At 39.3% G+C, this 22,569-nt stretch carries 25 protein-coding genes; 14 read left to right on the forward strand and 11 right to left on the reverse strand.

Going from position 1 to position 22,569, the window contains the following annotated elements; genetic code table 11:
* Window positions 1-10 precede the first annotated feature (10 nt).
* On the reverse strand, window positions 11-619 hold the full coding sequence (gene ribE, locus T391_RS0105415) for a riboflavin synthase (protein WP_027327468.1): 609 nt from the start codon (window positions 617-619) through the stop codon (window positions 11-13).
* Window positions 620-689: 70 nt separating this feature from the next.
* On the opposite strand from ribE, the gene T391_RS0105420 reads away from it, so the two are divergent.
* The 14 genes from T391_RS0105420 to T391_RS0105485 all read left to right on the forward strand — a co-directional run bounded on the left by T391_RS0105420 (window position 690) and on the right by T391_RS0105485 (window position 11,896).
* Window positions 690-1,451 carry a TatD family hydrolase gene (locus T391_RS0105420; RefSeq protein ID WP_034583965.1) on the forward strand — a complete coding sequence of 254 codons (762 nt, stop codon included), beginning with the start codon at window positions 690-692 and terminating at the stop codon, window positions 1,449-1,451.
* 69 nt (window positions 1,452-1,520) lie between these two features.
* Window positions 1,521-2,642: a lytic transglycosylase domain-containing protein gene (locus tag T391_RS0105425; RefSeq protein WP_233709537.1), complete on the forward strand. Its 1,122-nt coding sequence runs from the start codon at window positions 1,521-1,523 to the stop codon at window positions 2,640-2,642.
* On the forward strand, window positions 2,639-3,550 hold the full coding sequence (locus T391_RS0105430; RefSeq protein WP_027327471.1) for a septal ring lytic transglycosylase RlpA family protein: 912 nt from the start codon (window positions 2,639-2,641) through the stop codon (window positions 3,548-3,550). The genes T391_RS0105425 and T391_RS0105430 overlap by 4 nt, the downstream gene beginning before the upstream one ends.
* A complete protein-coding gene (locus T391_RS0105435) occupies window positions 3,547-4,041 on the forward strand; it encodes a KdsC family phosphatase (protein WP_027327472.1) in 495 nt (164 codons plus the stop codon). The genes T391_RS0105430 and T391_RS0105435 overlap by 4 nt, the downstream gene beginning before the upstream one ends.
* Before the next feature lie 28 nt (window positions 4,042-4,069).
* Window positions 4,070-4,585 carry a hypothetical protein gene (locus tag T391_RS0105440; RefSeq protein WP_156923065.1) on the forward strand — a complete coding sequence of 172 codons (516 nt, stop codon included), beginning with the start codon at window positions 4,070-4,072 and terminating at the stop codon, window positions 4,583-4,585.
* Window positions 4,570-5,043: a lipopolysaccharide transport periplasmic protein LptA gene (lptA, locus tag T391_RS0105445; protein ID WP_034584181.1), complete on the forward strand. Its 474-nt coding sequence runs from the start codon at window positions 4,570-4,572 to the stop codon at window positions 5,041-5,043. The genes T391_RS0105440 and lptA overlap by 16 nt, the downstream gene beginning before the upstream one ends.
* On the forward strand, window positions 5,040-5,636 hold the full coding sequence (gene yihA / locus T391_RS0105450) for a ribosome biogenesis GTP-binding protein YihA/YsxC (RefSeq protein ID WP_027327475.1): 597 nt from the start codon (window positions 5,040-5,042) through the stop codon (window positions 5,634-5,636). Before lptA ends, yihA begins: the two co-directional genes overlap by 4 nt.
* Window positions 5,637-5,676: 40 nt before the next feature.
* Window positions 5,677-6,093, forward strand: coding sequence for an N-acetyltransferase (locus tag T391_RS0105455; protein WP_051420696.1), 417 nt, complete (start codon window positions 5,677-5,679; stop codon window positions 6,091-6,093).
* Complete coding sequence (locus T391_RS0105460) at window positions 6,060-6,524, forward strand: hypothetical protein (protein ID WP_027327477.1); 465 nt, start codon at window positions 6,060-6,062, stop codon at window positions 6,522-6,524. Before T391_RS0105455 ends, T391_RS0105460 begins: the two co-directional genes overlap by 34 nt.
* Window positions 6,508-8,301, forward strand: coding sequence for a penicillin-binding protein 2 (mrdA, locus tag T391_RS0105465; RefSeq protein ID WP_027327478.1), 1,794 nt, complete (start codon window positions 6,508-6,510; stop codon window positions 8,299-8,301). The genes T391_RS0105460 and mrdA overlap by 17 nt, the downstream gene beginning before the upstream one ends.
* Window positions 8,301-9,302, forward strand: a complete 1,002-nt coding sequence (gene pseB / locus T391_RS0105470) for a UDP-N-acetylglucosamine 4,6-dehydratase (inverting) (RefSeq protein WP_027327479.1) — start codon at window positions 8,301-8,303, stop codon at window positions 9,300-9,302. The genes mrdA and pseB overlap by 1 nt, the downstream gene beginning before the upstream one ends.
* Window positions 9,262-10,470 (forward strand): bifunctional phosphopantothenoylcysteine decarboxylase/phosphopantothenate--cysteine ligase CoaBC, encoded by a 1,209-nt coding sequence (coaBC, locus tag T391_RS0105475; RefSeq protein WP_051420633.1) that lies wholly within the window; start codon window positions 9,262-9,264, stop codon window positions 10,468-10,470. Before pseB ends, coaBC begins: the two co-directional genes overlap by 41 nt.
* Window positions 10,467-11,195, forward strand: a complete 729-nt coding sequence (locus T391_RS0105480) for a hypothetical protein (protein ID WP_027327481.1) — start codon at window positions 10,467-10,469, stop codon at window positions 11,193-11,195. Before coaBC ends, T391_RS0105480 begins: the two co-directional genes overlap by 4 nt.
* 5 nt (window positions 11,196-11,200) lie before the next feature.
* Window positions 11,201-11,896, forward strand: coding sequence for a di-trans,poly-cis-decaprenylcistransferase (locus T391_RS0105485; protein ID WP_027327482.1), 696 nt, complete (start codon window positions 11,201-11,203; stop codon window positions 11,894-11,896).
* On the opposite strand, the gene T391_RS08145 is transcribed toward T391_RS0105485, so the two are convergent.
* From T391_RS08145 to ccoG, 10 genes are read right to left on the reverse strand one after another with little or no spacing between them, the layout of a single operon-like run.
* A complete protein-coding gene (locus tag T391_RS08145) occupies window positions 11,893-13,668 on the reverse strand; it encodes an ABC transporter ATP-binding protein (protein WP_034584183.1) in 1,776 nt (591 codons plus the stop codon). The genes T391_RS0105485 and T391_RS08145 overlap by 4 nt on opposite strands.
* Window positions 13,655-14,227 (reverse strand): acyltransferase, encoded by a 573-nt coding sequence (locus tag T391_RS0105495; RefSeq protein WP_027327483.1) that lies wholly within the window; start codon window positions 14,225-14,227, stop codon window positions 13,655-13,657. The genes T391_RS08145 and T391_RS0105495 overlap by 14 nt, the downstream gene beginning before the upstream one ends.
* Window position 14,228: 1 nt before the next feature.
* The gene (locus tag T391_RS0105500; RefSeq protein WP_027327484.1) at window positions 14,229-15,173 is read right to left on the reverse strand and encodes a Gfo/Idh/MocA family oxidoreductase; all 945 of its coding nucleotides are present in this window, start codon (window positions 15,171-15,173) and stop codon (window positions 14,229-14,231) included.
* A gap of 1 nt (window position 15,174) precedes the next feature.
* The gene (locus tag T391_RS0105505) at window positions 15,175-16,203 is read right to left on the reverse strand and encodes a GDP-L-fucose synthase family protein (protein ID WP_027327485.1); all 1,029 of its coding nucleotides are present in this window, start codon (window positions 16,201-16,203) and stop codon (window positions 15,175-15,177) included.
* A gap of 10 nt (window positions 16,204-16,213) precedes the next feature.
* Window positions 16,214-17,326, reverse strand: a complete 1,113-nt coding sequence (gene gmd, locus T391_RS0105510) for a GDP-mannose 4,6-dehydratase (protein ID WP_027327486.1) — start codon at window positions 17,324-17,326, stop codon at window positions 16,214-16,216.
* The gene (locus T391_RS08150) at window positions 17,271-18,290 is read right to left on the reverse strand and encodes a glycosyltransferase family 10 domain-containing protein (protein ID WP_051420634.1); all 1,020 of its coding nucleotides are present in this window, start codon (window positions 18,288-18,290) and stop codon (window positions 17,271-17,273) included. The genes gmd and T391_RS08150 overlap by 56 nt, the downstream gene beginning before the upstream one ends.
* The gene (locus T391_RS08155) at window positions 18,268-19,137 is read right to left on the reverse strand and encodes a DNA ligase (RefSeq protein WP_158654388.1); all 870 of its coding nucleotides are present in this window, start codon (window positions 19,135-19,137) and stop codon (window positions 18,268-18,270) included. Before T391_RS08155 ends, T391_RS08150 begins: the two co-directional genes overlap by 23 nt.
* The gene (locus tag T391_RS0105525) at window positions 19,130-20,506 is read right to left on the reverse strand and encodes a mannose-1-phosphate guanylyltransferase/mannose-6-phosphate isomerase (RefSeq protein WP_338041834.1); all 1,377 of its coding nucleotides are present in this window, start codon (window positions 20,504-20,506) and stop codon (window positions 19,130-19,132) included. The genes T391_RS08155 and T391_RS0105525 overlap by 8 nt, the downstream gene beginning before the upstream one ends.
* Complete coding sequence (locus T391_RS08160) at window positions 20,503-21,216, reverse strand: FkbM family methyltransferase (RefSeq protein ID WP_199769589.1); 714 nt, start codon at window positions 21,214-21,216, stop codon at window positions 20,503-20,505. Before T391_RS08160 ends, T391_RS0105525 begins: the two co-directional genes overlap by 4 nt.
* Window positions 21,213-22,550 carry a cytochrome c oxidase accessory protein CcoG gene (gene ccoG / locus T391_RS0105535; RefSeq protein WP_027327488.1) on the reverse strand — a complete coding sequence of 446 codons (1,338 nt, stop codon included), beginning with the start codon at window positions 22,548-22,550 and terminating at the stop codon, window positions 21,213-21,215. Before ccoG ends, T391_RS08160 begins: the two co-directional genes overlap by 4 nt.
* Window positions 22,551-22,569: the final 19 nt, after the last annotated feature.

The following is a 22,569-nucleotide window of genomic DNA, read 5'->3' on the forward strand; positions in this document are numbered from 1 at the left end:
ACTTTTTCTTCTAGTAGCCTAAGGTGATTTGATCAAATTGATCCCATTGGTTTTGTTTCTTGCAAGAAAGAATATGTGCAATGCTTCGCACAATCATATCTGTCTCGATATTGACTCTTCTGCCGACTTTGTATGTGTGAAATAAGGTTTGCTTCAAAGTGTGTGGGATCAGTGTGAGAGAGAGGAGATTGTGGGTGCATTCTGAAATTGTTAGACTAATTCCATCAATTGTGATGGATCCTTTGGGAATCAAAAGATGAGTGATGTGAGAGGGGACTTGGATGAGAAAATCGCTTTGATTGTGGTGATGTTTGATCTGTGTGATTTCTCCAATCGCATCGATATGTCCTTGGACAAAATGCCCATCAAAACGATCACTCATCTGAAGTGCTGGTTCGATATGGGCTTGGTATTGGAGATTTTCTGTGGCAATTTTTTCTTGTGTGTGATGTGTGAGCTCTAGGATGAAGCCATCGTTTTTGTTTTCAATCACAGTCAGACAAGCTCCATTGACTGCGATGCTATCTCCAATTTTTGGTCGAAGAGGGCTTTGAATATAGAGTTTATTTTCTTTAAAATCTTTGATTGGGGCGATTTCTCGCACAAGTCCGCTAAACATAATTTTCCTTTTCTATGTAGAATTGCGCTTCATTTTTGAAAGTATATTTGAAAGTATTAGAGGAAAAGAAATGATTGATTCTCACTGCCACTTAGATAGCGAAGTTTTTCAACAAGATTTAGAAAATGTCTTAAATGCAGCAAGGGAGGCTGGGGTAGATAGCGTCATTATTCCTGGAGCGGATCTTGCTGATGCTCCAAGAGCTATAGAGATTGTCAATCGATATGAAAAAATCTTTTTTGCAAGTGGGGTGCATCCCTATCATCTTGACACTTTTGATTTAAAAAGCATTGAATCAAATCAAAATCATCCTAAATGTGTCGCAATAGGCGAGTGTGGTTTGGATTATTTTCGATTGCCACTAGAAGATGTGGAGCAATATAAGCAGAGACAAAAAGAGTGCTTGATCGCTCAAATTGAACTTGCAATTTCTCTCAATAAACCTTTGATTCTTCATGTGAGAGATGCGAGTGGAGATATGGCTGAGATCTTGAGGGCTTATCCGAGGGCTAGAGGGGTTTTTCATTGCTTTAATGCCGATAGAATCCTGCTTGATTTTAGTGATCGTTTTTATTATGGGATTGGTGGAGTTTTGACATTTAAAAATGCTAAGAGATTGGTGGAGGTATTGCCCTTGATTCCTAAAGAGCGTTTATTGCTAGAAACTGATGCACCTTATCTCACCCCACATCCTTTTAGGGGAGAGAGAAATGAGCCCAAATATATTCCCTTGATTGTAGAAAAAATGGCAGAGATTCTAAATCTTTCTGTGCAAGATATTAGAGAGCTATGCAGACAAAATACTCAAAAACTCTTTAATTTATTTTTGTAAAATGGCGGATTTATTTTTCAAGTGCGGATTGGCGTTTTGACTTAGGTTATAAAGTTGTAGGATTTGAGTTTGAAAAAATTATTGATTTCTTGTGGTGTTGGGTGTTTGCTGTTGTCTGAAGTGATGGGGTATGGGGGGCAGGTTGATTTCAAGATGCCTCAGGTGCGCTCTAGTGAGGGGATTTTGAATTCTTTTGATTTGGATGTGAGTTTTCTTCCTGCTCTCAATCAAGCCAATATGACTTATGAGAGAAGTGTGCAAGCAAGATGGGAGTATTTTGTCCAAAAATTTGATCAAGGATATGAGGTGATTCCCACATTGCGATTGATGATGGCTGAGGCTGGGATCCCTCAAGAGTTTTTATTCCTTGCAATGGCAGAATCAGAATTTTCAATGCGTGCCTATAGTCCCAAAAAAGCAAGTGGAATCTGGCAGCTTATGCCAAAGACTGCCAAAGAGCTTGGATTGCAGATCAATGACTATATTGATGAACGACGCGATCCCATCAAGAGCACCAAGGCAGCGATTCGCTATCTCAAATATCTTAAAAATGTGACAGGGGAGTGGTATCTAGCCGCGATGGCATATAATTGTGGGATTGGTCGATTGCAAAAAGCGATCAAAAAGGCAGGGACGAAAGATATTCAAACCTTGATCGATCCGCACAAAGCCTATCTTCCAAAAGAGACGCGATATTATATTCGGATGATTTTGGGGATGAGTTTGGCATTTAATAATGCGGATGTTTTGAAAAATGAAAATAAAGAATATTTTCTCAATCGTGGTGCAAGTAGCACGATTACGGGTGTAGAGGTTGATGCTGGCACACCCTTGCTTGAAATTGCTCAATCCATCAATCTCTCACTAGAAGAACTCAAGAAATACAACAAGCATTTTAGATACAACTTCCTTCCCCCAGGCAAGGGTAAATACACAGTCTATGTCCCCTACAATAAACTATCTGCTTTTAAGCAAAATTTTCAGCCTACCAAAAATCAAAACACAATGTATGTTTTGCATCGTGTCAAAAAGGGGGAGACTTTCTATAGTATCGCCAAAAAATATAAGACGAGCGTCCAAGAGCTTCAGACGATCAATGAACTCAAGAATGATCATTTAGCCATCAAGCAATCACTCATTATTCCTATCCTCAAAGAAAACTATAAAAAGAGAATTGCTCAAAATCGATGAGATTCTCATATTTTTTGACTCTTGGGATTGCTCTTGTTTTGATAAGTTGCTCAAGCAATAGCGTCTATCGTGGAGGAATTGGAGGGTTTAGTGATTATGAAGATCTTGAGCTTTATCGCAAGGGAACCCCTCTGGATCCAGCCTACAATGAGAGTGGTGATTTTGTAGAGCAAGGTGGGGGAAATGTAGATGTGAGGGGGATGCGCGAATCTAAGGCGATACAGCGAGCCACAATGCGTCCTTATAAAATCGATGGAAAGTGGTATTATCCTCAGAGAGTGAGTTTGGGAGAACGATTTGATGGGATTGCAAGCTGGTATGGTCCAGATTTTCACGCCAAGAAGACTTCTAATGGCGAGATTTATAATATGCATGCTCATACAGCAGCAAGTAAGATTTTGCCAATGAATACAGTAGTGAGAGTCCATAACAAAGAAAATGGAAAAACAACTATTGTGCGAATCAATGATCGTGGTCCCTTTGTGGATGGACGCATCATCGATCTCTCCAATGCTGCAGCTCATGAGATCGATATGGTCCAAAAGGGAACGGCGCGTGTTGTTGTTGAGGTGATTGGATTTAAGGGAGTGATTGGAGCAAAAATGAGCAAGCCTCAAGAGATGACTAAAGAGCTCAAAAAAGAATTTGAAATTGGTGCGACAGAGGAGAGTGTTGATGGTGGGATATTTGCACTTCAGATCGGGGCTTTTAGGCGTCAAGAGGGAGCAGAGGAATTGAAGCAGAAATTTGACCAGCTCAAAAATTACAAAACAATCATTCAAGTGCAAGAACTTGAAGATGGAGATATTTATCGTGTGATGATTGAGGGATTTAGAAGCGAAGAGGAAGCCAATGATTTTCTATTGAGGCATCCAAATATTAGACGAGGGATAATTATAAGAGAATGATCAAATTGCTTGCATTGGATGTGGATGGGACTTTGACAGATGGAAAGGTCTATTACTCAGATAGTGGAGAAGAGCTAAAGGCATTTAATATCAAAGATGGTTTGGGTCTGAATATATGGAAGAAGCTAGGACGAAAGAGTGCAATTATCACAGGGAGAACTTCTTCTGTTGTTGAGCTGAGGGCTAGAGAGCTTGGAATCGATTTTGTTTTTATGGGGATTAAAGATAAGGGCGAGGTTTTGCAGAGATTGCAAGGAGAGCTTCAAATCACGGCTAGAGAAATTGCAAGCATTGGAGATGATTTAAATGATTTGGCTATGTTTGCACACAGTGCTTTGAGTTTTATGCCCAAAGATGGATCAGCACTTCTCAAAAAACATGTGAAATACATTTTAAATGCCAAAGGAGGAGAGGGTGCCGTGAGAGAGATGATTGAGATGATTTTGGAGCAAGAGGGGCAGGGAGAGTGTTGGTTTGAATTCTTCCATTAAGGTTTATCTTTTTTTTCTAGGAATCTTGGTGTTTTCGATTCTTTTTATTGTGCGACCACCAGAGGGTGAACAGAAAAAGAATCGCAATCAAGAAGAGATTGCTACACTAGAAGTTCTGGATTTTACGCTTTTTAGCGCAGTTGGAAATTATCCTGAAACCAAAATTGTGGGCAGACGCGGGATGCAATTTGAAAATCGTGATGAATTTTGGGATTTTTATTTGACGAACTATAATCGTGATATTGGTGGTCTTAGGGCTTTGAAAACACAGGGAGATGAAGAAAACTTCTATGTCGCTCATGGAATCAAGCGTGATGATCGCTATATTTTTAATGGAGAAATTTACTATAGCAATACAGATGGAATGAGTTTCAAGGCCAATAAGGGGGTGTTCTATCTCAAGCAAAGAATTTTTCAAACCGATGGGGCATTTTTTATGCAGACTAAAGAGGGAGAATTTGAGGGGGAGAATTTGAAATATGAGGGGATATCTCAGAGAATGGAAGCTCAATTTCCAAAGGGGAATATATGGCTAGAAGATTGATTACCTTAATGATCCTTGCGGGGTTTTTGTATGCTTCAGAGAAGCTTGAAGTCACTGCAGATAAGATTATTTCCAATCAAAGTCAAACAGTGATTAGTGGAAATGTGGTCATCAAAAGAGAGCAAGACATACTTTATGCCAAAAAAGTCACTGTCAAGATGGGTAAGGATAGGCGCCCTTCCAAATATGAAGCGATTGGGGAAGTGAAGTTTTTTGTCAGAACAAATGATGGGCGTAAGATGCGAGGTGGAGGAGATAAGATTATCTATGATGCACTCAAAGATGAGTATCGCTTGCTTGGAAAAGCATGGGTGCAAGAAGATAAAAAACCAAATGCAATCAGGGGGGAAGAGATCGTTCTCAATCGCAAGAGTGGGGCGGCAAGTGTTGTGGGTGGCAAGAAAAAGCCTGCAAAGATTATTTTCACATTAGAAAAACAAGAGGAGAAAAAGAAGTGATAAGAGATGCTAGATTTCTTGCCTCAGCTTCAAATCTTGCACAATGCCCTCAAGCTCAAAATATTGAGATTGCTTGTCTGGGAAGGAGCAATGTGGGAAAATCAAGCTTTATTAATCTCTTTCTTGGCAAAAAAGGATTGGCCAAGAGTTCATCTACCCCTGGCAAAACGCGTTTGATCAATTTTTTTGAGGCTATTTATGAGATGGATGGGGTATTGATCCCTTTTAGGATTGTTGATCTTCCTGGTTTTGGATATGCCAAAGTCTCCAAAGATCAAAAACAAATGTGGGAGAAAAATCTACTTGAATTTCTTCAGCATAGGCATAGCCTTAAGCTTTTTATCCATCTCATCGATTCCCGCCATCCTCATTTGCCAATTGATCAAGAGGTGGGTGTGTTTTTGCAGAAATTGTGTCGAGGAGATCAGAGGGTTATGGAGATTTTTACAAAAGCAGACAAACTGAAAAATCAGGAGAAAAGCTCTTTGTTGGCCCAGCATAAATGTCTCATTTCAACAACTCCAAATGAAGGTAAAATAACCCCCTTAGATTCTCTGCGCAAACAGGTGATTACTTCAGCTTTAGGACAATGATTTGAAATATGAAAAACCCACTTTGAGTGATATTCCACAAATGCTTGCTCTAGTCGAGCCAGAAGTGCAAAAAGGCAATATTTTGCCAAGAAGCCAAGATGAGATTGCCAATACGATCCGCTCTTATGTGATTGCACGAGATGAGGAAAAGATTGTTGGTTTTTGTGCGCTTTATATCTACACTCAAAAACTTGCTGAGGTGCGTAGTTTGATTGTAAGTGAGGAGTATCAAAATCAAGGGATTGGTAAAGAGCTTGTATTGCGTGTTTTGCAAGAGGGCGAAATGCTAGGGATTTGTGAGTTTTTGGTGCTGACTTATCGTGAAGCTTTTTTTAAAAAATTGGGCTTTGAAGTGATCGAAAAAACAGAGATTCCCAATCATAAAATCTGGACAGATTGTATTAAGTGCAAACATTTTCCACAATGCAACGAGATAGCACTATTCAAACGCTTATAAGATTTTTTGCAATCTTTGGGTGTTTTGCAATTTATATTTATTTCACAGATATTTATGTTGTGCTTCCTCCAATGCTTGGAATCTTATTTTTGTTTTTTTGTCATTATCTTCAAGAGAGTGATTTTCAAAAGTTATTTTTGGTGCTGTTGTGCCTGCTTTGGATGGAGCTTGATAAAAATCTGAGTTTTGGGGGGTTATTTTTTTATTTTTTATTTCTTTATTTTGTGATTTATCTTCCGCTGATGTATCTTTTCTCCAAAGCTGTGTATATGAAAATCTTTTATGTGTGTTTGGTGTATTGCGGTTTTGGAATCTTATATTCTTTGTTTTTTGCTTCAGATTATGTGGATTTTGGGGATCTTTTGATGTTGTTGGGTTTGTATATGCTTGGTGAAGGGGTAATGGTTTTATTGCATGAATTTAAGAATTAAAATTTTTGTTTTTATGTGTTTGGCTGTTTGCTCTGTGCTGATTTTGCGCATGTATTTTTTGAGCATCAAATCCAATGTTTATTTTGAAAAGATTGCACAACGCAATACAGAAAAGACTGAGATTCTATCTCCATCACGCGGGCAGATTCTAGATCGTAATGGTGAAATTTTAGCAACCAATGAATTGGGATTTTCAATAGCTCTCAATCCTTTGCTTAGGACGCAAAAAACTCTCTATAAAGAGCTTGAATTTTTGAGGATTTATTTCCCCCAAATTCCATTGGAGGATTTGGAGAAAGAGTATCGCACACAATATTCTCCCTATAATCATGATCCAATTGTTGTGATTCCTTTTATTCAATATGATGAAATGCAAAAAATCTATGCCCATTTGATCCAAAATCCCAATATCACAATCCAGCCCAATACAAGGAGACGCTATCCTTACGCATCTTTGGCATCTCATATCATTGGCTATGCGGGATCTGCAAATGCTAGAGATATTCAGCGAAATATTGTTTCTAAATACACAAAAATTGTTGGGAAGTTGGGATTAGAGAGGGAATACAATGATTTTTTGCAAGGAGAGCTTGGAAGCAAAACAACCAAGGTCAATGCCCTCAATAAAGAAGTTGATTTCATCACAGAAACTCCACTTAAAAATGGCGGAGATCTTCAAATCAGCCTGGATTTAAGGATGCAAGAAATTTTGGATGAAGAATTTAAGGGGCGAAATGGATCTGTTGTAGTGATGGATGTCTCTAATGGTGAGATACTCGCAGCAGGAAGTTATCCTGAGTATGATCTCAATGATTTTGTAGGAGGGATCTCTTATCAGAAGTGGAATAATCTCTTAGAAAATCCCTATAAACCATTAGTGAATAAATTTTCAACAGGGACTTATCCACCAGGATCAGTGATTAAGATGGGGATTGCACTGAGTTTTTTGGAGCATGCGGGGATTGATGAGAAAACTTTGATTGATACACCTGCTTATGTTGAGCTTGGAGGAAGGAAGTTTAGGGACTGGAAGATCGGTGGACATGGCAAATCAGATATGATCAAAGCAATCAAGGAAAGTGTGGATGTGTATTTTTATATCCTCTCTCAAAAGGTGGGGGTTGAAAATATAGCCCAAACGCTTAAAAGTATGGGATTTGGAGAAAAAAGTGGGATTGATTTGCCTGGAGAATCTAGAGGGATTATGCCAACGCCAGAATGGAAGATGAGACAATATGGCCAGCAATGGTTTGTGGGAGATACGATCAATATCTCAATCGGTCAAGGAGCTTTTTTGACAACTCCTATTCAGATTGCCCGCTATACAGCACTGCTTGCAAGTGGGATGCTGCCAACTCCTCATTTTGTGATGCAAAAAGATGGAGAGGAGATTGAATATGAGCGACAAAATGTCCTCACTCCTGTCCAAAAAAGCAAACTTCCAGCCATTGCGCTTGGGATGTATCAGGTCTGCAACTCTCCCAATGGGACAGCCTATCGTCACACCAAAGATTCCAAAGTCAAGCTTGCATGCAAAACAGGTACAGCTCAAGTGGTTGGAATCCCTCAAGAGATCAAAAAGAGAATCAAAGAAGAAGATATGGCGTATTTTCACAGATCTCATGGATGGATCACGGCTTTTGTGCCTTATAAAAATCCAAAATATGCCATCACGATTTTGGTCGAACATGGCGGGGGGAGTAGTGCAGCAAGTCCGATTTTGGTTAAGATTGTCAATCGAATGTTTGATATGGGATACTTCAAGGAGAACAAGTAATGTTTGATGAAAAAACCATTTTGATCACTGGGGGGACTGGGAGCTTTGGCAAAGCCTTTGTGTCAAGAATTTTGAGAGATTATCATCCTAGAAAGATAATCATTTATAGTCGTGATGAACTCAAGCAATATGAGATGGAAAAAGAAATCAATGATAAAAAAACAATGCGTTTTTTTATCGGGGATGTGAGAGATTCTCAAAGATTAAAGAGTGCGATGGAGGGTGTTGATATCTGTATCCATGCAGCAGCGCTCAAGCATGTCCCAATCGCTGAATATAATCCAATCGAATGTATCAAAACCAATATCAATGGAGCGATCAATGTCATTGATAGCGCGCTTGCTTGTGGGGTAGAGCATATTCTAGCTCTAAGCACAGATAAGGCAACAAGTCCAATCAATCTCTATGGAGCCACCAAACTATGTTCTGATAAGTTGTTTGTGAGTGCTAATAATATCAAAGGGAGCAAGAGGAGTAGGTTTTGTGTCGTGCGCTATGGGAATGTCGTGGGATCAAGAGGGAGTGTTGTGCCATTTTTTAAGAATCTTGTGCGTGAGGGGGCTGAATATCTACCGATCACTGATGAGAGGATGAGTAGGTTTTGGATCACACTTGAAGAAGGTGTGGAGTTTGTGATCCAAAGCTTAAAAAGGATGCATGGAGGTGAGATTTTTATCCCCAAGATTCCAAGTATGAAGATCATTGATCTAGCACATGCACTCGCTCCCAATCTCCCAATCAAAATCATCGGAATCCGTCCAGGAGAAAAACTTCATGAGGTGATGATCCCCAAGGATGATTCTCATCTTGCACTTGAATTTGATCGATTTTTTCTGTTGGAGCCAAGCATTAGTTTTCAAACCCCCATTGATTATACGCAAACACGCTTAAGTGAAAGAGGGAGGCGTGTTGAGAGTGGGTTTGAATATAGTAGTGATCAAAATACGGAATGGTTAAGTGATGAAAGATTGCTTGAGATGGTTGGGGGACAGCGTGCTTAGAGGGAGAAGGATTCTTATCTGTGTGAGTGGAGGGATTGCGATTTATAAATCCCTTGAACTTGTGCGTTTTTTCAAAAAAAGGGGGGCTGAGGTGAGGGTTGCGATGACGCCTGCGGCATTGAGATTTGTCTCACCTCTTACTTTTGAGGCTTTAAGTGAAAATCCTGTGCTTTTTGAAGAGAGTGAAGATTGGGGGAGGGGTGTGACACATATTAGTTATGCCTCATGGGCTGAGGTTTGCATATTGGCTCCAGCGACGATGAATACATTGAGTAAATTTGCCTATGGAATGGCAGATAATACTTTGTTGAGCACAATGCTAGCATGCTCTGCCCCAATCATCATCGCCCCTGCTGCTAATACACAAATGTTTCTCTCTCCTCAATCCCAAGAAGCAATTTCTAAGCTCAAAGAAATGGGTTGTTGGATTGTTGAGCCAAGAGAAGATGTATTGGCCTGTGGGGTATATGGAATCGGTGCTATGCAAGAGATCGAAGAGATTGCTTTTGTCGCGATGCGCTCAATCAATCAATGCTCATTTTGGAGAGATCAAAATGTTATTGTGAGTGGAGGGGGAAGTTTTGAGGGGATTGATGAGGTGCGTTGTATCACCAATTATTCAAGTGGGATGCAAGCAAGTTATTTTACTCTTGCTTTATATTTGCTTGGTGCAAATGTGTGCTTTGTGAGCTCAGCTTGGCCTATCACATTGCCCTCCAAGATCAAACAGATTCAAGTTAAAAAAACACAGGAGTTTTGGGAAGCAATCTTGGCACATCAATCTTGGGGAGATTATTACTTTGGAATCGCAGCCTTGAGTGACTTCATCCCCAAAGAGCAAATGCTAGGCAAACTTAAGAAAGAAAATGGCTTAGAAGTAGAGTTTGTGGAAAATATTGACATCTTAAAATCACTTGAGGGAATTAAAAAAATTGGCTTTAAGGCAGAAAAAGATTCTCAAAATGCATATCAATATGCACAAAAAATGCTGAGAGAAAAAAGATGTGAGTTTGTATGCCTCAATATCATTGGAGAAGAGAATCCATTTGGATCATCCAAGAATGCAATCTCGCTTATTGGGCAAGATGGGGTGCATGAGTTTGGTTTGAGTGATAAATTTACCTTAGCTCTTGATGTGCTCAAAAAGATTGCTGATGTGTCCAAATGATCGAGCAACTCTTAGGGATCCAAAAACTTCAGACTAGCACTCATCAGCGTCTTAGTCATTTTAATGCGACCTTGCCTATTTTGATTGAGGTTCTCAAAAAAACAAAGCCTAATCATTATTTGTTGATGGTGGGAAATCAAGTTTTAGAGACAAAAAGTCTCAAAAATTTGCAAGTAGGAGAGCGCTATTTTGCTTTGATGCGACACTCTTCTGTGGGGGGATTGATGCTCTCATCGCTCAAACCAGAGCCAAAGATTCCCAAAGGAGTATTGGAGCTTTCATGGGATGAGGTGACTAGATTGGTGCAAGATCATGGAGCTAAGAGGGAGTTGCAAGAGTATGCATTGGATAAAATGGCTTTAGCAAAAACAAGAGATGAGTTTTTGGCATGGGGATTTTATCTGCTTGGGATGCAAAGGGAAATCTTGAGTTTTTGGGTGGAACATCAAGAGAAGAAAACCTTTATGCAAATTGGACGCAAGAAAAATGGATTGGTTTTTTATGCCATGTTTCCACATTTGGGGGAAATGAATGGAAGAATCTATTTTTGTCAAAAAGAAGATGAAATGATACTTGAGCTTGGTGTGAGTTACGAGAGTGTCGCGTCGTTTTTGAGGGAGAAACAAGAGGAACTTGTAGGGGTGGGGCGACTTATTTTGCATGTAAGAGACAAAATCATTCCTCTTTTTTTGCCTCAAGAACAGCTATTGGATCTAAAAATTTAGGATAAATGATGCAGGAATTAAAGCATTTAGCCATCATTATGGATGGTAATGGAAGATGGGCTCAAAATCGTGGAAAAAGACGCATAGAGGGACACAAGATGGGGGCAAATGTTGTGCGCACGATTACCACATGGTGTGCCCAAAATGCCATCTCCACTCTCACACTTTATGCATTTTCAACGGAAAATTGGAAGAGGCCAAAGTATGAAGTCGACTTTTTGATGAAGATGTTGAAGAATTATTTAGATCAAGAGCTAGAAACTTATCAAAAAAACAATATTCGTTTTTTTGCGATTGGAGATATTGATGCCTTTTCCTCTCCACTCAAAGAAAAAATCTTTGAAGTTCAAGAAAAGACAAGTCAAAATAATGCACTCACACAGATCTTGGCTCTTAATTATGGAGGCAAAAATGAGCTTAGTCGTGCAATTTTGCACAATAAAGAAAGAATCTCTCAAGCTAGCAATGCTCAAGAAATAGAGAAAGTGCTTGAGGATTCTCTAGATACACGAGGGATCCCTAGCGTGGATTTGCTTTTGAGGACTGGAGGAGAGCAGAGATTATCAAACTTTTTGCTTTGGCAGTGCTCCTATGCAGAGCTATTTTTTACCCCCACACTCTGGCCAGATTTTACGATTGTGGAATTAAATGCAATCATCGATCAGTTTTTAAAACGCCATAGGCGCTTTGGGGGACTTTAGCTTGCATTGGTGAGGGGGGTGATAGTGATTTGTCGATCACATCGCTCAACTGTGCTGAGACGATGGGCAATCACAAGAAGGGTTTTATCTTGACTTAGTTCATAGATTTCATCCATGATTTGAGCCTCTGTCTGATTGTCTAGAGCACTTGTGGCTTCATCAAGGACTAAGATTTCTGGATTGTCATAAATTGCTCGCGCGATTCCGATGCGCTGTTTTTGCCCTCCGCTAAGCTTGATTCCTCCATCACCCACATGGGTTTCAATCCCATCATGCTCTTGGAGAAAATCATAAATTTTTGCAATTTTGCAAGCTTGAATAATCTTTTCCTCATCATATTCTGAAGCAAAAGCAATATTTTCTGCCACTGTTCCATCAAAAAGATAGATACTTTGTGGGATATAACCAAACTTCTTTCTCCATGACTTGATATTGTCTTGAGTGAGTGGAGTATCATCCACAAGGATCTTTCCAGAATTTGGGACATAAAATCCTGAAATAATATCTACAAGGGTGCTTTTGCCTGCTCCACTTGGACCTACAAAGGCAATTTTCTCCCCTTTTTTGATTGTGAGATTGAAGTCTGAAATGATTTTTTTATCTTCTTGATAGGCAAAATGAATGTCTTGTAATGTGATTTGTGAGTGGAAGTGGATGGGTTGATCTCCTTCGGCTCTGGGGATATTTTTGAGCTCTTCATAAACAAGCTCTATAGCCTTTCCATTCATTTTCATTGAATTGTAATTATCTAAAATCTTCATAACAGAAGGTAGCACCTTGTAGAGAGCCAAAGCATACATCGAGATGATGGGCAAAACCGCACTTGCATCATCATATTTGTATAAAACATAAGCCACACTTGCAATCAAAATACAGAAACCAAGAGTTTCCAAAATATTTCGTGTCATTCCCATCAGGGTTTGTGTCGTCACTTCAATCTTTGCACGATTGTAGCCTTGATCTAAGAAGGCTTGCTCAAGCTTTTCTTGAGAATCTTTGATTTTGATGATTTTGAAATTACCAAAAGTGCTTGAGAGAAGATTCAAAAATCCTCCCTCAACTTTGATTTTTTCTGCTCCTCTTTTGCCCAAACTCTTACTGATTGTTTTGGTAACTAAAAAAATCTTGATTGTGAGCATGAGAGTTAGAACAAGAGTCATTTTCCAGCTCACTTTAAGGAGAATGATGTATAAACATCCAATTGTAAAAAATTCTGAATATAGAAATAAAAATGAGCGAATAAACTGAGAGGTGCTCATCGCATCATTCAAAATATTTCTACGAACAAGATCAGAATTTTTATTGACAAAATCTACATAGTTTGTGCGCAAAAGTTTTTGAAATAGGCGAAATGATGTGTCGTGATACTTTCTATATGCAAATAAATTGATCGAATAATCATAGAGAATCTTATAAAGAGAGCGAAAGATATAAAATGCAAGCAAAGCCCCGCTAAAAACAAACATAAATTGCTGAGTGCTAGAAAAATCAAAGAGATTGTAGATCATTGAGCCATATTTGCTATTGATAAGCATAGAGGGATTGGAAGCAAAAGTGATGAAAGGCATAATAATCCCCACACCAATAGTTTCGATGAGAGAGAGCAAAATAGTCATAAAGAGCAAAATAATGAGTGAAACTTTGTCTTTGCGTGTTGTTAAGAATCTGAATTTTTCTAAATTGCTTGTTGTTGGTTTTTGTTCACTAGGTTCTGTTTCTGATCGTTTTTTTGTTTTGGTCTTTGAATTTGCTTGAGATTTATTGCTTGTCATCATCAATCTCCATAATTTCTCCATTGTTTTCTTGATACAAACTTGTATCGTAACTATCTTTTGCAATTTTATTGTCAAAAAGCATTTTTTTGCCTCCTTTATCCACCCATCCAACTTGTCTTGCAGGATTCCCTACCATTAAAGCAAAGGGCTTGACATCTTTTGTGATGACGCTTCCTGCACCAATGAGAGCATATTTTCCGATTTTTACTCCACAGATAATCGTCGCATTTGCTCCAATTGAGCATCCTTTCTCTAGTAATGTGGGTTTAAATTCATTTTTGCGATTGATAAAACTTCTAGGATTGATGACATTGGTAAAAACCACGCTTGGTCCAATAAAAACTTCATCTTCACATATCACACCCTCATATACGCTGACATTGTTTTGGATTTTGACGCCATTGCCGATTTGGGCATTTGGGCCGATCATACAATTTTGTCCGATATTGCAATTTTTACCAATCTTTGATCCTGATAAAATATGGCAAAAATGCCAAATCTTGCTTCCCTCACCGATAAAACAATCAGGATCGATAAAACTACTGGGATGAATCATCTTAAGCTTTCAAAAAAGAGTGCAAACAATCTCCACTCTTTGTCTTCATATGGCGGATTTTGTAAGTAAGATCTACTGAAGCTTTGGCTTCAATTGCTCTAAATCCCCCTCCGCTTAAAATGTCACGATAGCTCTCGGTATGAAGATCTGTGAATCCATCGCTAAATTCAAATTCATCTCCATCAAGTCTTAGGCTTCTAAAAGTCGGCTTTTGGGCAGCTTGGACTTCAGAGGGAAGGGTTTGTCTATCCACACTCAAAAACCACTTTACTCTTGCATGCTCAAGTTCAAGGTATCCTGCTTTTGTTTTGGGATTTGATAGATGCACCTCGGCTTCTTTGCATTCTCCAAAAATCCATTGCAACATATCAAAAAAATGCACCCCAATATTGCTAGCAATCCCTCCACTCTTGCTCTCATCACCCTTCCAACTAGTGAAATACCACCTCCCGCGGCTTGTGATGTAGGTGAGCTCAAGTTCATAGATTTTGTGAGGATTTTCTTTGAGTTCTTGCTGCACTTTTTCTCTTAGAGCAATGATCTTGGGATGAAGTCGGAGTTGTAAAATCGTATAGATATTTTTCTGATATTCCCCCTCAAGTTCTAAGAGTGCATCAAGATTCCAAGGGGTTAGCACAAGAGGTTTTTCACAAATCGCATCAGCACCATTGCGCAGGGCTAGACGGATATGGGCATCATGGAGATAGTTTGGAGAGCAGACACTTAGATGAGTGATACCTTCTTTTTGGCGTCTGAGCTTTTCGATGTGACGATCAAAGCGCTCAAATTCTGTAAAAAAATGAGCTTCTGGAAAATAACTATCCATGATTCCCACACTATCATGAATATCTAGCGCACAGACTACCTCACCCCCATTTTCTTTGATCGCTTTTAAATGGCGAGGAGCAACAAACCCTCCAACTCCAGTGATTGCAAATTTCTTCATTTTAAACCCTTCTTTGATAGCTTTGATAAACCTGTGTGATTCCATCTTTGAGATTGATTTTGGGCTTCCAGCCTAGGGCGTTGAGTTTTGAGCTATCAAGAAGTTTTTGCATCGTTCCATCAGGCTTGCTAGAATCAAAGACAATCTCTCCTTCAAAGCCGATGATTTCACGGATCAAAGACGCTAAATCAACGATAGAAATATCTTCCCCATAGCCAATATTTAGATGCGTGTTTTTGATCTCTTTTTGATTTTTGGTGAGATCTGTAAAATCAATATTTCGCATCACAAAAATACAGGCTTTAGCCATATCACTTGAGTGCAAGAATTCTCTTCTTGGCTTCCCGCTTCCCCATATCTCTACTTTATCTTTGAAGATTCCATATTGTGCTAAATCCCTAGGATCACCAAAATCTCGTTTGATTTCTTCTATTTTTCCTAACGATAAGAGTTTGGCAAGATGAAATTTGCGCAATAGGGCAGGGAGGACATGGGAGTTTTGCAAATCAAAATTATCATTTTCTCCATAGAGGTTTGTGGGCATGACAGAGAGAAAATTTGTGCCATATTGGAGGTTGAAACTCTCGCACATCTTAAGTCCTGCAATTTTGGCAATCGCATAAGGTTCATTGGTGTATTCAAGCTCACTTGTGAGCAAAACATCTTCGCTCATAGGTTGAGGAGCGTTTTTTGGATAAATACAGCTTGAGCCTAGAAACAGAAGCTTTTTGACTTTGAATTGGTGGGCATTGTAGATGAGGGCATTTTGCATGGCAAGATTTTGATAGATAAAATCTGCTCGATAAGTATTGTTTGCCAAGATTCCCCCAACTTTTGCCGCACAGAAAAAGACATATTCTGGTTTGTGAGATTTAAAAAATTCACCCACTTTTGCAAAATCACACAAATCAAGTTGGGCATGGGTTTTGGTGATCAGATTTGTATAGCCTTGAGATTGCAATTCTTTTAAAATTGCAGAGCCCACAAGTCCGCGATGCCCAGCAATAAAGATCTTAGAATCTTTTTGCATGACTTGCTCCTTACTCAAAATATCTCATAATCTTGTGTCCGCCCTGTTGCAAATAACGATCTTTTTTCATCAAAGCCAAATCAGACTTCATCATATCCTCAACAAGCATTTTGAGATCATATTGGGGTTCCCAGCCTAGCTCTTTTTTGGCTTTGCTTGGATCTCCTAGCAAGAAATCTACTTCTGTTGGGCGGAAATACTTGGGAGAAACTGCTATGACCTCTTGACCTATTTGGAGGTTAAACTCAGGATTGGAGCAAGAGGCGATATAGCCTTTTTCATCCACACCTTCACCCCTAAATTCAATCTCAATTCCCAAATAACCAAAAGCCATTTTGACAAAATCACGCACCTCTGTTGTGATTCCTGTGGCGATGCAAAAGTCTTGAGGTTTATCTTGTTGCAAAATAAGCCACATTGCCCTTACATAGTCTTTGGCATGACCCCAATCTCGCTTGGCTGAGAGATTCCCAAGATAGAGCTTATCTTGCAATCCTAGAGCGATTTTGCTCACAGCTCTTGTGATTTTTCGTGTCACAAATGTCTCTCCGCGGATTGGACTTTCGTGGTTGAACAAAATTCCATTGCAGGCAAACATCCCATAAGCTTCGCGATAATTGATTGTGATCCAATAGGCATAGAGTTTGGCACATGCATAGGGAGAACGAGGATAAAAAGGAGTTTTTTCACTTTGTGGAATCTCTTGGACAAGTCCATAGAGTTCGCTTGTGGAAGCTTGATAGATTTTGCTTTTTTTCTCCAATCCAAGGATTCTGAGAGCTTCTAGCAATCTCAAAGTCCCGATTCCATCGGCATTAGCTACATATTCAGGCTCTTCAAAGCTTACAGCCACATGACTCATGGCAGCAAGATTGTAGATTTCATCAGGTTGCACCTCTTGGACGATTCTGATCAGGTTTGTGCTATCTGTTAGATCCCCATGGTGAAGATGAAAATGCACATGGCTTTCGTGGGGATCTTGATAGAGATGATCGATGCGATCAGTGTTAAAAAGTGAGCTGCGACGCTTGATCCCATGGACTTCATAACCCTTTTGAAGTAGGAATTCAGCCAAATATGCGCCATCTTGACCCGTGATTCCTGTAATGAGTGCTTTTTTCATATTTTCTCCTTGATGTGAAATTGATTTTTTGCAATAAAGGTGATGTGAAATTTACTGGATCATGAACCCTCTTTCTATACCAATAACTTAGATTATTTTGCCTTCTGCTGGCTTTGGAGATAGGCTGAGTAAAAATATGATCAAAAAACTTTTCAAGTTTTTGCTCATAAGTTTGCTGAAGATCATCGATCAAAAAGGCTTTTTCTTGCAAAACTTTTAGATAAGCCTGTGGATTAGAATCTAGATAGAGAATGTATTGGATTGCTTCATCCATTGAAGAAAAATTGGAGAGATTGATGAGGGCTTTTGGATTGATCCATTGATCAATTTCTGAATCCCCCCAATAGATAGGGATGGTTTTGGCACAGAAAGCTTGGATCAGTTTTTCTGTGCAGTAATGAGGAGAGGAGGTATTTTCAAAAGCAATATTAAATTTATAAGAAGAGATAAAGGTATGCTTGTCTGCAATGATTCTCCCAATATTGTTTTTAAATCTCCCTCCACTGGCAACAAACTTATATGCGCTTAAAGCATCGAAAAATTTTTCTCGAATCGGATGTGCATACTTGTTACTTACAACAAAACTACAAAATTCTCTCTTGCTAAGATCATATGTGATATTTTGATGTTTGCTTTGTACAAGTTGAATGATGGGCTGCTGTTTGTGGGTGTATAAAAAAGGCAAAGGAAAGCGTAAGTAGCGATCAGCAAATGTAAGATCACAAAATCCCAGTGCATAATCATAGAGATTGAAGTCAGGAATCACATCTTCACCTGTGAAGAAAATCTTGATGCAATCATACTGAAAATGCTCTTCTCCAAATAGAGAGCACAGAAGGTAGTCAGGCTCCTCGCTTTGGATGATATTGTATTTCCTAGAAAGAAACTTGATGAAATAATTGCCATAGAAATCATGATTCCACCAATCAGTCATCTTGAGCTTAATCGTTGGTTTGATTTTCATTTTTTCCCTTGTTTGAGAAATGGGTTGAGAAATCAGAATCGCTTCGGATTCTTAAAAAAGTCGGAAATCTTGGATTGCCCTTATTGGTGTGTCCAAAAAATTTGTAAGTGATGATTGTACCAATTGAGGGAGGATTTTTGCGAAAATTCTCATCCATACCACTTCCGATTTTGATGATTTTCTCTCCATCTTGGCACAAAAATGATCCCACCATTCCCTCAAATTTTCCCTTTCCTTGAATGAAGCGCGTGATTTTGCACTCCCTGTCTTGATAGGTTTTGCATTTCATTGCTTGTTTGTTGCGTCCGGTATAGTAGGGAGCGCTTTTGTCTCTGATCACGATCCCTTCTCCATTTTCTTGGATGATTTGCTTGAGAATGGAGGCAAGGGGAGAAATGAGGGGAGAGTGGGGGATGATTGAGATAAAGGGTGCGTAATGATTGGCTAGATAGTCTTGGAGGACACTCAAACGCTGGATGAGATCCCCTTGTTGATGAGGCACTTCAAAGATATGGAATCTGAGATTTTTCCACTCCATTGAGCGATTTTTATTTTTGATGATTGAGACAATGTTTTCAAAATCCCCTCTCTTACTCCACAGCTCTCCATCAATGGCAAAGGGAGGGAAGTTTTGGGTAAAAAATGCGGGAGGATTGAGTTTTTTTCCACTGCGTGTATAGAGGGCTTTTCCATCCCAATATGCTCGCACACCATCAAGTTTCTCGCTCCAGAGATATTGATGAGGATTTTGTGCGATCAATGCTTCATCACAGGGCGCAAGCAAGAGAAGCTCTCTACCTGCTAGAAATCCAAATACAAAATAAAGGCAGAAAAAAATCTTAAGCACGATGAAAATCATCCTCAAGTCTTATGATGTCATCTTCTCCGACATATTCTCCCACTTGCACCTCAATCATGACAAGATCGAGTTTGCCTTGATTGCTAAGACGATGAGGCATGCCCATAGGGATATAGGTTGATTCATTGCTTTGAAGGAAGATTTCTTTCTCCCCAATTTGCACATAGGCTGATCCACTGATGACGATCCAGTGCTCATTGCGGTGAAAATGCTTTTGGAGACTTAAGCGCTTTTGGGGCTTGACGATGATTTTTTTGATCTTGTAGAATTGCCCCTCTTCCAAAACTTCATAACTCCCCCATGGGCGATAGACTAATGAATGAGTGTTTAAAATCTCTTTGCCTTCAAGTTTTTGAACAATCTCTTTGACTTCTTGGGTGCGGCCTTTTTGTGAGATGAGCAATGCATCTTTGGTCTCAATAATGGCTAGAGAATTGATTCCAATTAGAGCAGTGGGTTTGGAGGCTAAGATGAAATTATCTTTAGAATCTTTGCAAGTGAGCTCTTGAGAGGAGCTATTGCCATTTTGATCGCATTCAAACTCTGTAAGCAAACTATCAAAGCTCCCCACATCATTCCAAGCAAAAGTGCTGGCAACCATAGCGATTTTTTGAGTTTTTTCCATCAGGGCATAATCGATGCTGATTTTTGGGATCTCTTCCATTCCTTTGAGCCAAATGAAATTGTGTTCTTTATTTGATTGAGCAAGAATCTTTTGGCTTTTTTCTAGCAATTCTTGGGCATGGATTTGGCACTCTGCAAGAAAAGTTTGAACCTCAAAGCAAAACATTCCACTATTCCAATAATACTCTCCACTTCTAAGAAATTCTTCTGCCTTGTGTTGATCGGGTTTTTCATGGAAGCCAAGGACAGAGGAGTTTTTAGAGTGGATATAGCCATAGCCTGTGTGAGCAGAAGAGGGTGAGATACCAAATGTGATGATTTTTCCCTCTTGTGCTTTATAAATCGCCTCTTTGACATTCATAGCAAAAGCCTCAAAATCACCGATCAAATGATCGCTTGGAAGAGCCAAAATGATATCTTTAGCGCTAGCTGATAATGCACCCAAAATCAATGCCGCAGCACTATCTCTTGGAGAATCCTCAAGCAAAAATGTCTCTACTTTTCCATATGTTTGACTTTGTTCTTGTGCTAGGAAGTAGTGATTGATATTGGTGATGACTTCGACTTGCCCCTCTATTTGAAGAGATTCCAAAAGCTCAAAAGAGCGCTTGAGTGTTTTTTGAAAGAGAGTTTCATCAGGAAAAAGAGGAGCAAATTGCTTAGGAAGCATAGTTCTTGAGAGTGGCCAAAGTCTCGTGCCAGATCCCCCGCATAAAATCAAGATTTTAATCATTTATAAACTCCTTGTCTTGGAAAAAGAGAGTATTGAATGTCTTGGCAAAAAGCTTGTAGTTTTGAGCTGATAAATAAACATAAAGAGGAGAGGAGAGAATTTCTTCCATATCCCCCCCCCCCTAGAGCCTCTACAAGCAAAATTTTGGGGCGATATTTGATCCAATCATTTGTCTCCAAGACTTCCAAATCCAAGCCCTCCACATCAATGCTCATAAAATCAATTTGTTGATTTGGTGAAAGATGCTTATCTAGGATTTGATTGAGTGGTTTTGTTTCCATTGTATAGGTATGGATGAGTTGATAGTGTGGGTTTTGTAAGATACGGGTGATCGCCTCTTCTTTGAAGGTATTGAGTGCTGATTCGTTGAAAGAAAAATACTTAAGAATCTGTCCTTCTTTTCCTATTGGGGTTTCAATGTTGATGTCTCTTGGTCTATGAGTATTAAAAAGCTTCATTGAATGAGGCATCGCATCGATATTGATACCCTTCCAACCTCTTTTGTAAAACAAATATGTGTTGGAAAATCTAAAAGGATGATGTGCCCCAACATCAATATAAAAGCCCTCCCTTTGATGTTCAAAAATTCTTTTTAAGATGAGATCCTCACCCTCTTGAGAATAAGCCTTATTGGCATAAAGGGCAAATGTATTTTTGAGTGAGTGAAAGATGGATTGTGCATAGGGGATTTTTTTGATGAGATGTTTCATGGTTGCTCCTTGGGATAGATAAAGACTGTGCGTCTTTGGGTTGTGATAGAAGGATTTTGTGTGCTTGAGATTTTGATAGTGATAGGGATGGAGAGATCACGCGCTGGATTTTGGAGTTTGCCTTTATATTTGAGGATCAAAACCGTGCGTCTTTTCTGACCTCCTTTGATAAGAATCTTATGTTTGGGGCGTGTTATCTCTAGATCTGGATGACTGATTGAGATGATGAAGTCTTGATTTTTTTGATTGAGATTTTCTATGAGGAGTATGTATTCATTTGTGATGCTTTGATCAGTATGGATTGTATAAAGCGATGTGGGTCTAGTGATATTGAGAAGGATCTGATCGTGTTTTTCACCCATAAAAAAAGCTAGAAAGATACTCAAAGTCAGCACGAAGCTATACCCAATGGTTTTGGTCCTCCAGTATTTGATCTTGGAGTTTTGCCTGATGGCATTAGGACTGCTCCACTGGACAAGACTTGGTTTTTGGAATTTTCCCATCACACTTGTGCAAGCATCCACACACTCTAGACAATTGATGCACTCAAGTTGCATTCCAGCCCTAATATCAATATGTGTTGGACAGACTTTGACACATTTTTGGCATTCAATGCATTCAGCCTCTGGAATCCTTTGCTTGAGCGGAAGCGGGATACGCTCCTTATGTGAATCAAAGAGTGCTCCTCCTCGCCTTTCATCATAGATCACACTTTGAGTGTCTTCATCAAAAAGCACGCTTTGAACACGAGAATATGGACAAACATAGATGCAAAAATTTTCTTTAAGAAAGAAAATATCAAAGGTGAAAAAAGCACCAATCCCAATCCAAAACCCAAGCAATACAAGATGATCTTTGGGATCAAGAAGATAGGTAAAAAAATCACTTGGTGGCACAAAATAAAATAACAAAACAGCGCTTGCACAAAAACAAAGCACAGTGATAATTAAAAATGAAATAAGTTTTTTGAGTTTGGCAGACCAAGTGGAGAGATCTTGAGTTTTTTGCTTGTTGGAGATCTTGTTGAGTTTGAGAATCTTACCCTCAATCAGATCTCTTAAGATCACGCGAAAGATTGTCTGAGGGCATGCCCATCCACACCAAAAACGCCCAAGGAGCGTCGTGATGAAAAAAATCCCAACAAAAAGAATAATAAGCAAAAAAGGCATCACATAAAGTTCTTGCATACTAAAAACTAAGCCCAAAAGATGGAGCTCTTTGTGATCAAAGGAGAGGAGGAAGATTTGGTTTTGATTGATTTGAATGAAGGGTAAGATACACGCAATAAGTGTGATACAGCAATAAGTGATATAGCGTTTCAGTCGGTATTGCATAGGAGCTCCTTAATCCAGC

The organism is Helicobacter pametensis ATCC 51478 (genome assembly GCF_000518225.1).
GTDB classification, from domain to species: Bacteria; Campylobacterota; Campylobacteria; order Campylobacterales; family Helicobacteraceae; genus Helicobacter_G; species Helicobacter_G pametensis.

Coding starts and splice junctions, on each gene's coding strand:
- T391_RS08150 (WP_051420634.1), bottom strand. CDS start 18,290: ATGAAAATCAAACCAACGATTAAGCTCAAGATGACTGATTGGTGGAAT.
- T391_RS0105480 (WP_027327481.1), top strand. CDS start 10,467: ATGATCGAGCAACTCTTAGGGATCCAAAAACTTCAGACTAGCACTCAT.
- T391_RS0105455 (WP_051420696.1), top strand. CDS start 5,677: ATGCTTGCTCTAGTCGAGCCAGAAGTGCAAAAAGGCAATATTTTGCCA.
- T391_RS0105435 (WP_027327472.1), top strand. CDS start 3,547: ATGATCAAATTGCTTGCATTGGATGTGGATGGGACTTTGACAGATGGA.
- ccoG (WP_027327488.1), bottom strand. CDS start 22,550: ATGCAATACCGACTGAAACGCTATATCACTTATTGCTGTATCACACTT.
- pseB (WP_027327479.1), top strand. CDS start 8,301: ATGTTTGATGAAAAAACCATTTTGATCACTGGGGGGACTGGGAGCTTT.
- T391_RS0105500 (WP_027327484.1), bottom strand. CDS start 15,173: ATGAAGAAATTTGCAATCACTGGAGTTGGAGGGTTTGTTGCTCCTCGC.
- gmd (WP_027327486.1), bottom strand. CDS start 17,326: ATGAAAAAAGCACTCATTACAGGAATCACGGGTCAAGATGGCGCATAT.
- mrdA (WP_027327478.1), top strand. CDS start 6,508: ATGAATTTAAGAATTAAAATTTTTGTTTTTATGTGTTTGGCTGTTTGC.
- coaBC (WP_051420633.1), top strand. CDS start 9,262: ATGAAAGATTGCTTGAGATGGTTGGGGGACAGCGTGCTTAGAGGGAGA.
- T391_RS0105505 (WP_027327485.1), bottom strand. CDS start 16,203: ATGCAAAAAGATTCTAAGATCTTTATTGCTGGGCATCGCGGACTTGTG.
- ribE (WP_027327468.1), bottom strand. CDS start 619: ATGTTTAGCGGACTTGTGCGAGAAATCGCCCCAATCAAAGATTTTAAA.
- T391_RS0105525 (WP_338041834.1), bottom strand. CDS start 20,506: ATGATTAAAATCTTGATTTTATGCGGGGGATCTGGCACGAGACTTTGG.
- T391_RS0105485 (WP_027327482.1), top strand. CDS start 11,201: ATGATGCAGGAATTAAAGCATTTAGCCATCATTATGGATGGTAATGGA.
- T391_RS0105430 (WP_027327471.1), top strand. CDS start 2,639: ATGAGATTCTCATATTTTTTGACTCTTGGGATTGCTCTTGTTTTGATA.
- lptA (WP_034584181.1), top strand. CDS start 4,570: ATGGCTAGAAGATTGATTACCTTAATGATCCTTGCGGGGTTTTTGTAT.
- T391_RS0105495 (WP_027327483.1), bottom strand. CDS start 14,227: ATGATTCATCCCAGTAGTTTTATCGATCCTGATTGTTTTATCGGTGAG.
- T391_RS08160 (WP_199769589.1), bottom strand. CDS start 21,216: ATGAAACATCTCATCAAAAAAATCCCCTATGCACAATCCATCTTTCAC.
- T391_RS0105460 (WP_027327477.1), top strand. CDS start 6,060: ATGCAACGAGATAGCACTATTCAAACGCTTATAAGATTTTTTGCAATC.
- T391_RS0105420 (WP_034583965.1), top strand. CDS start 690: ATGATTGATTCTCACTGCCACTTAGATAGCGAAGTTTTTCAACAAGAT.
- T391_RS08145 (WP_034584183.1), bottom strand. CDS start 13,668: ATGACAAGCAATAAATCTCAAGCAAATTCAAAGACCAAAACAAAAAAA.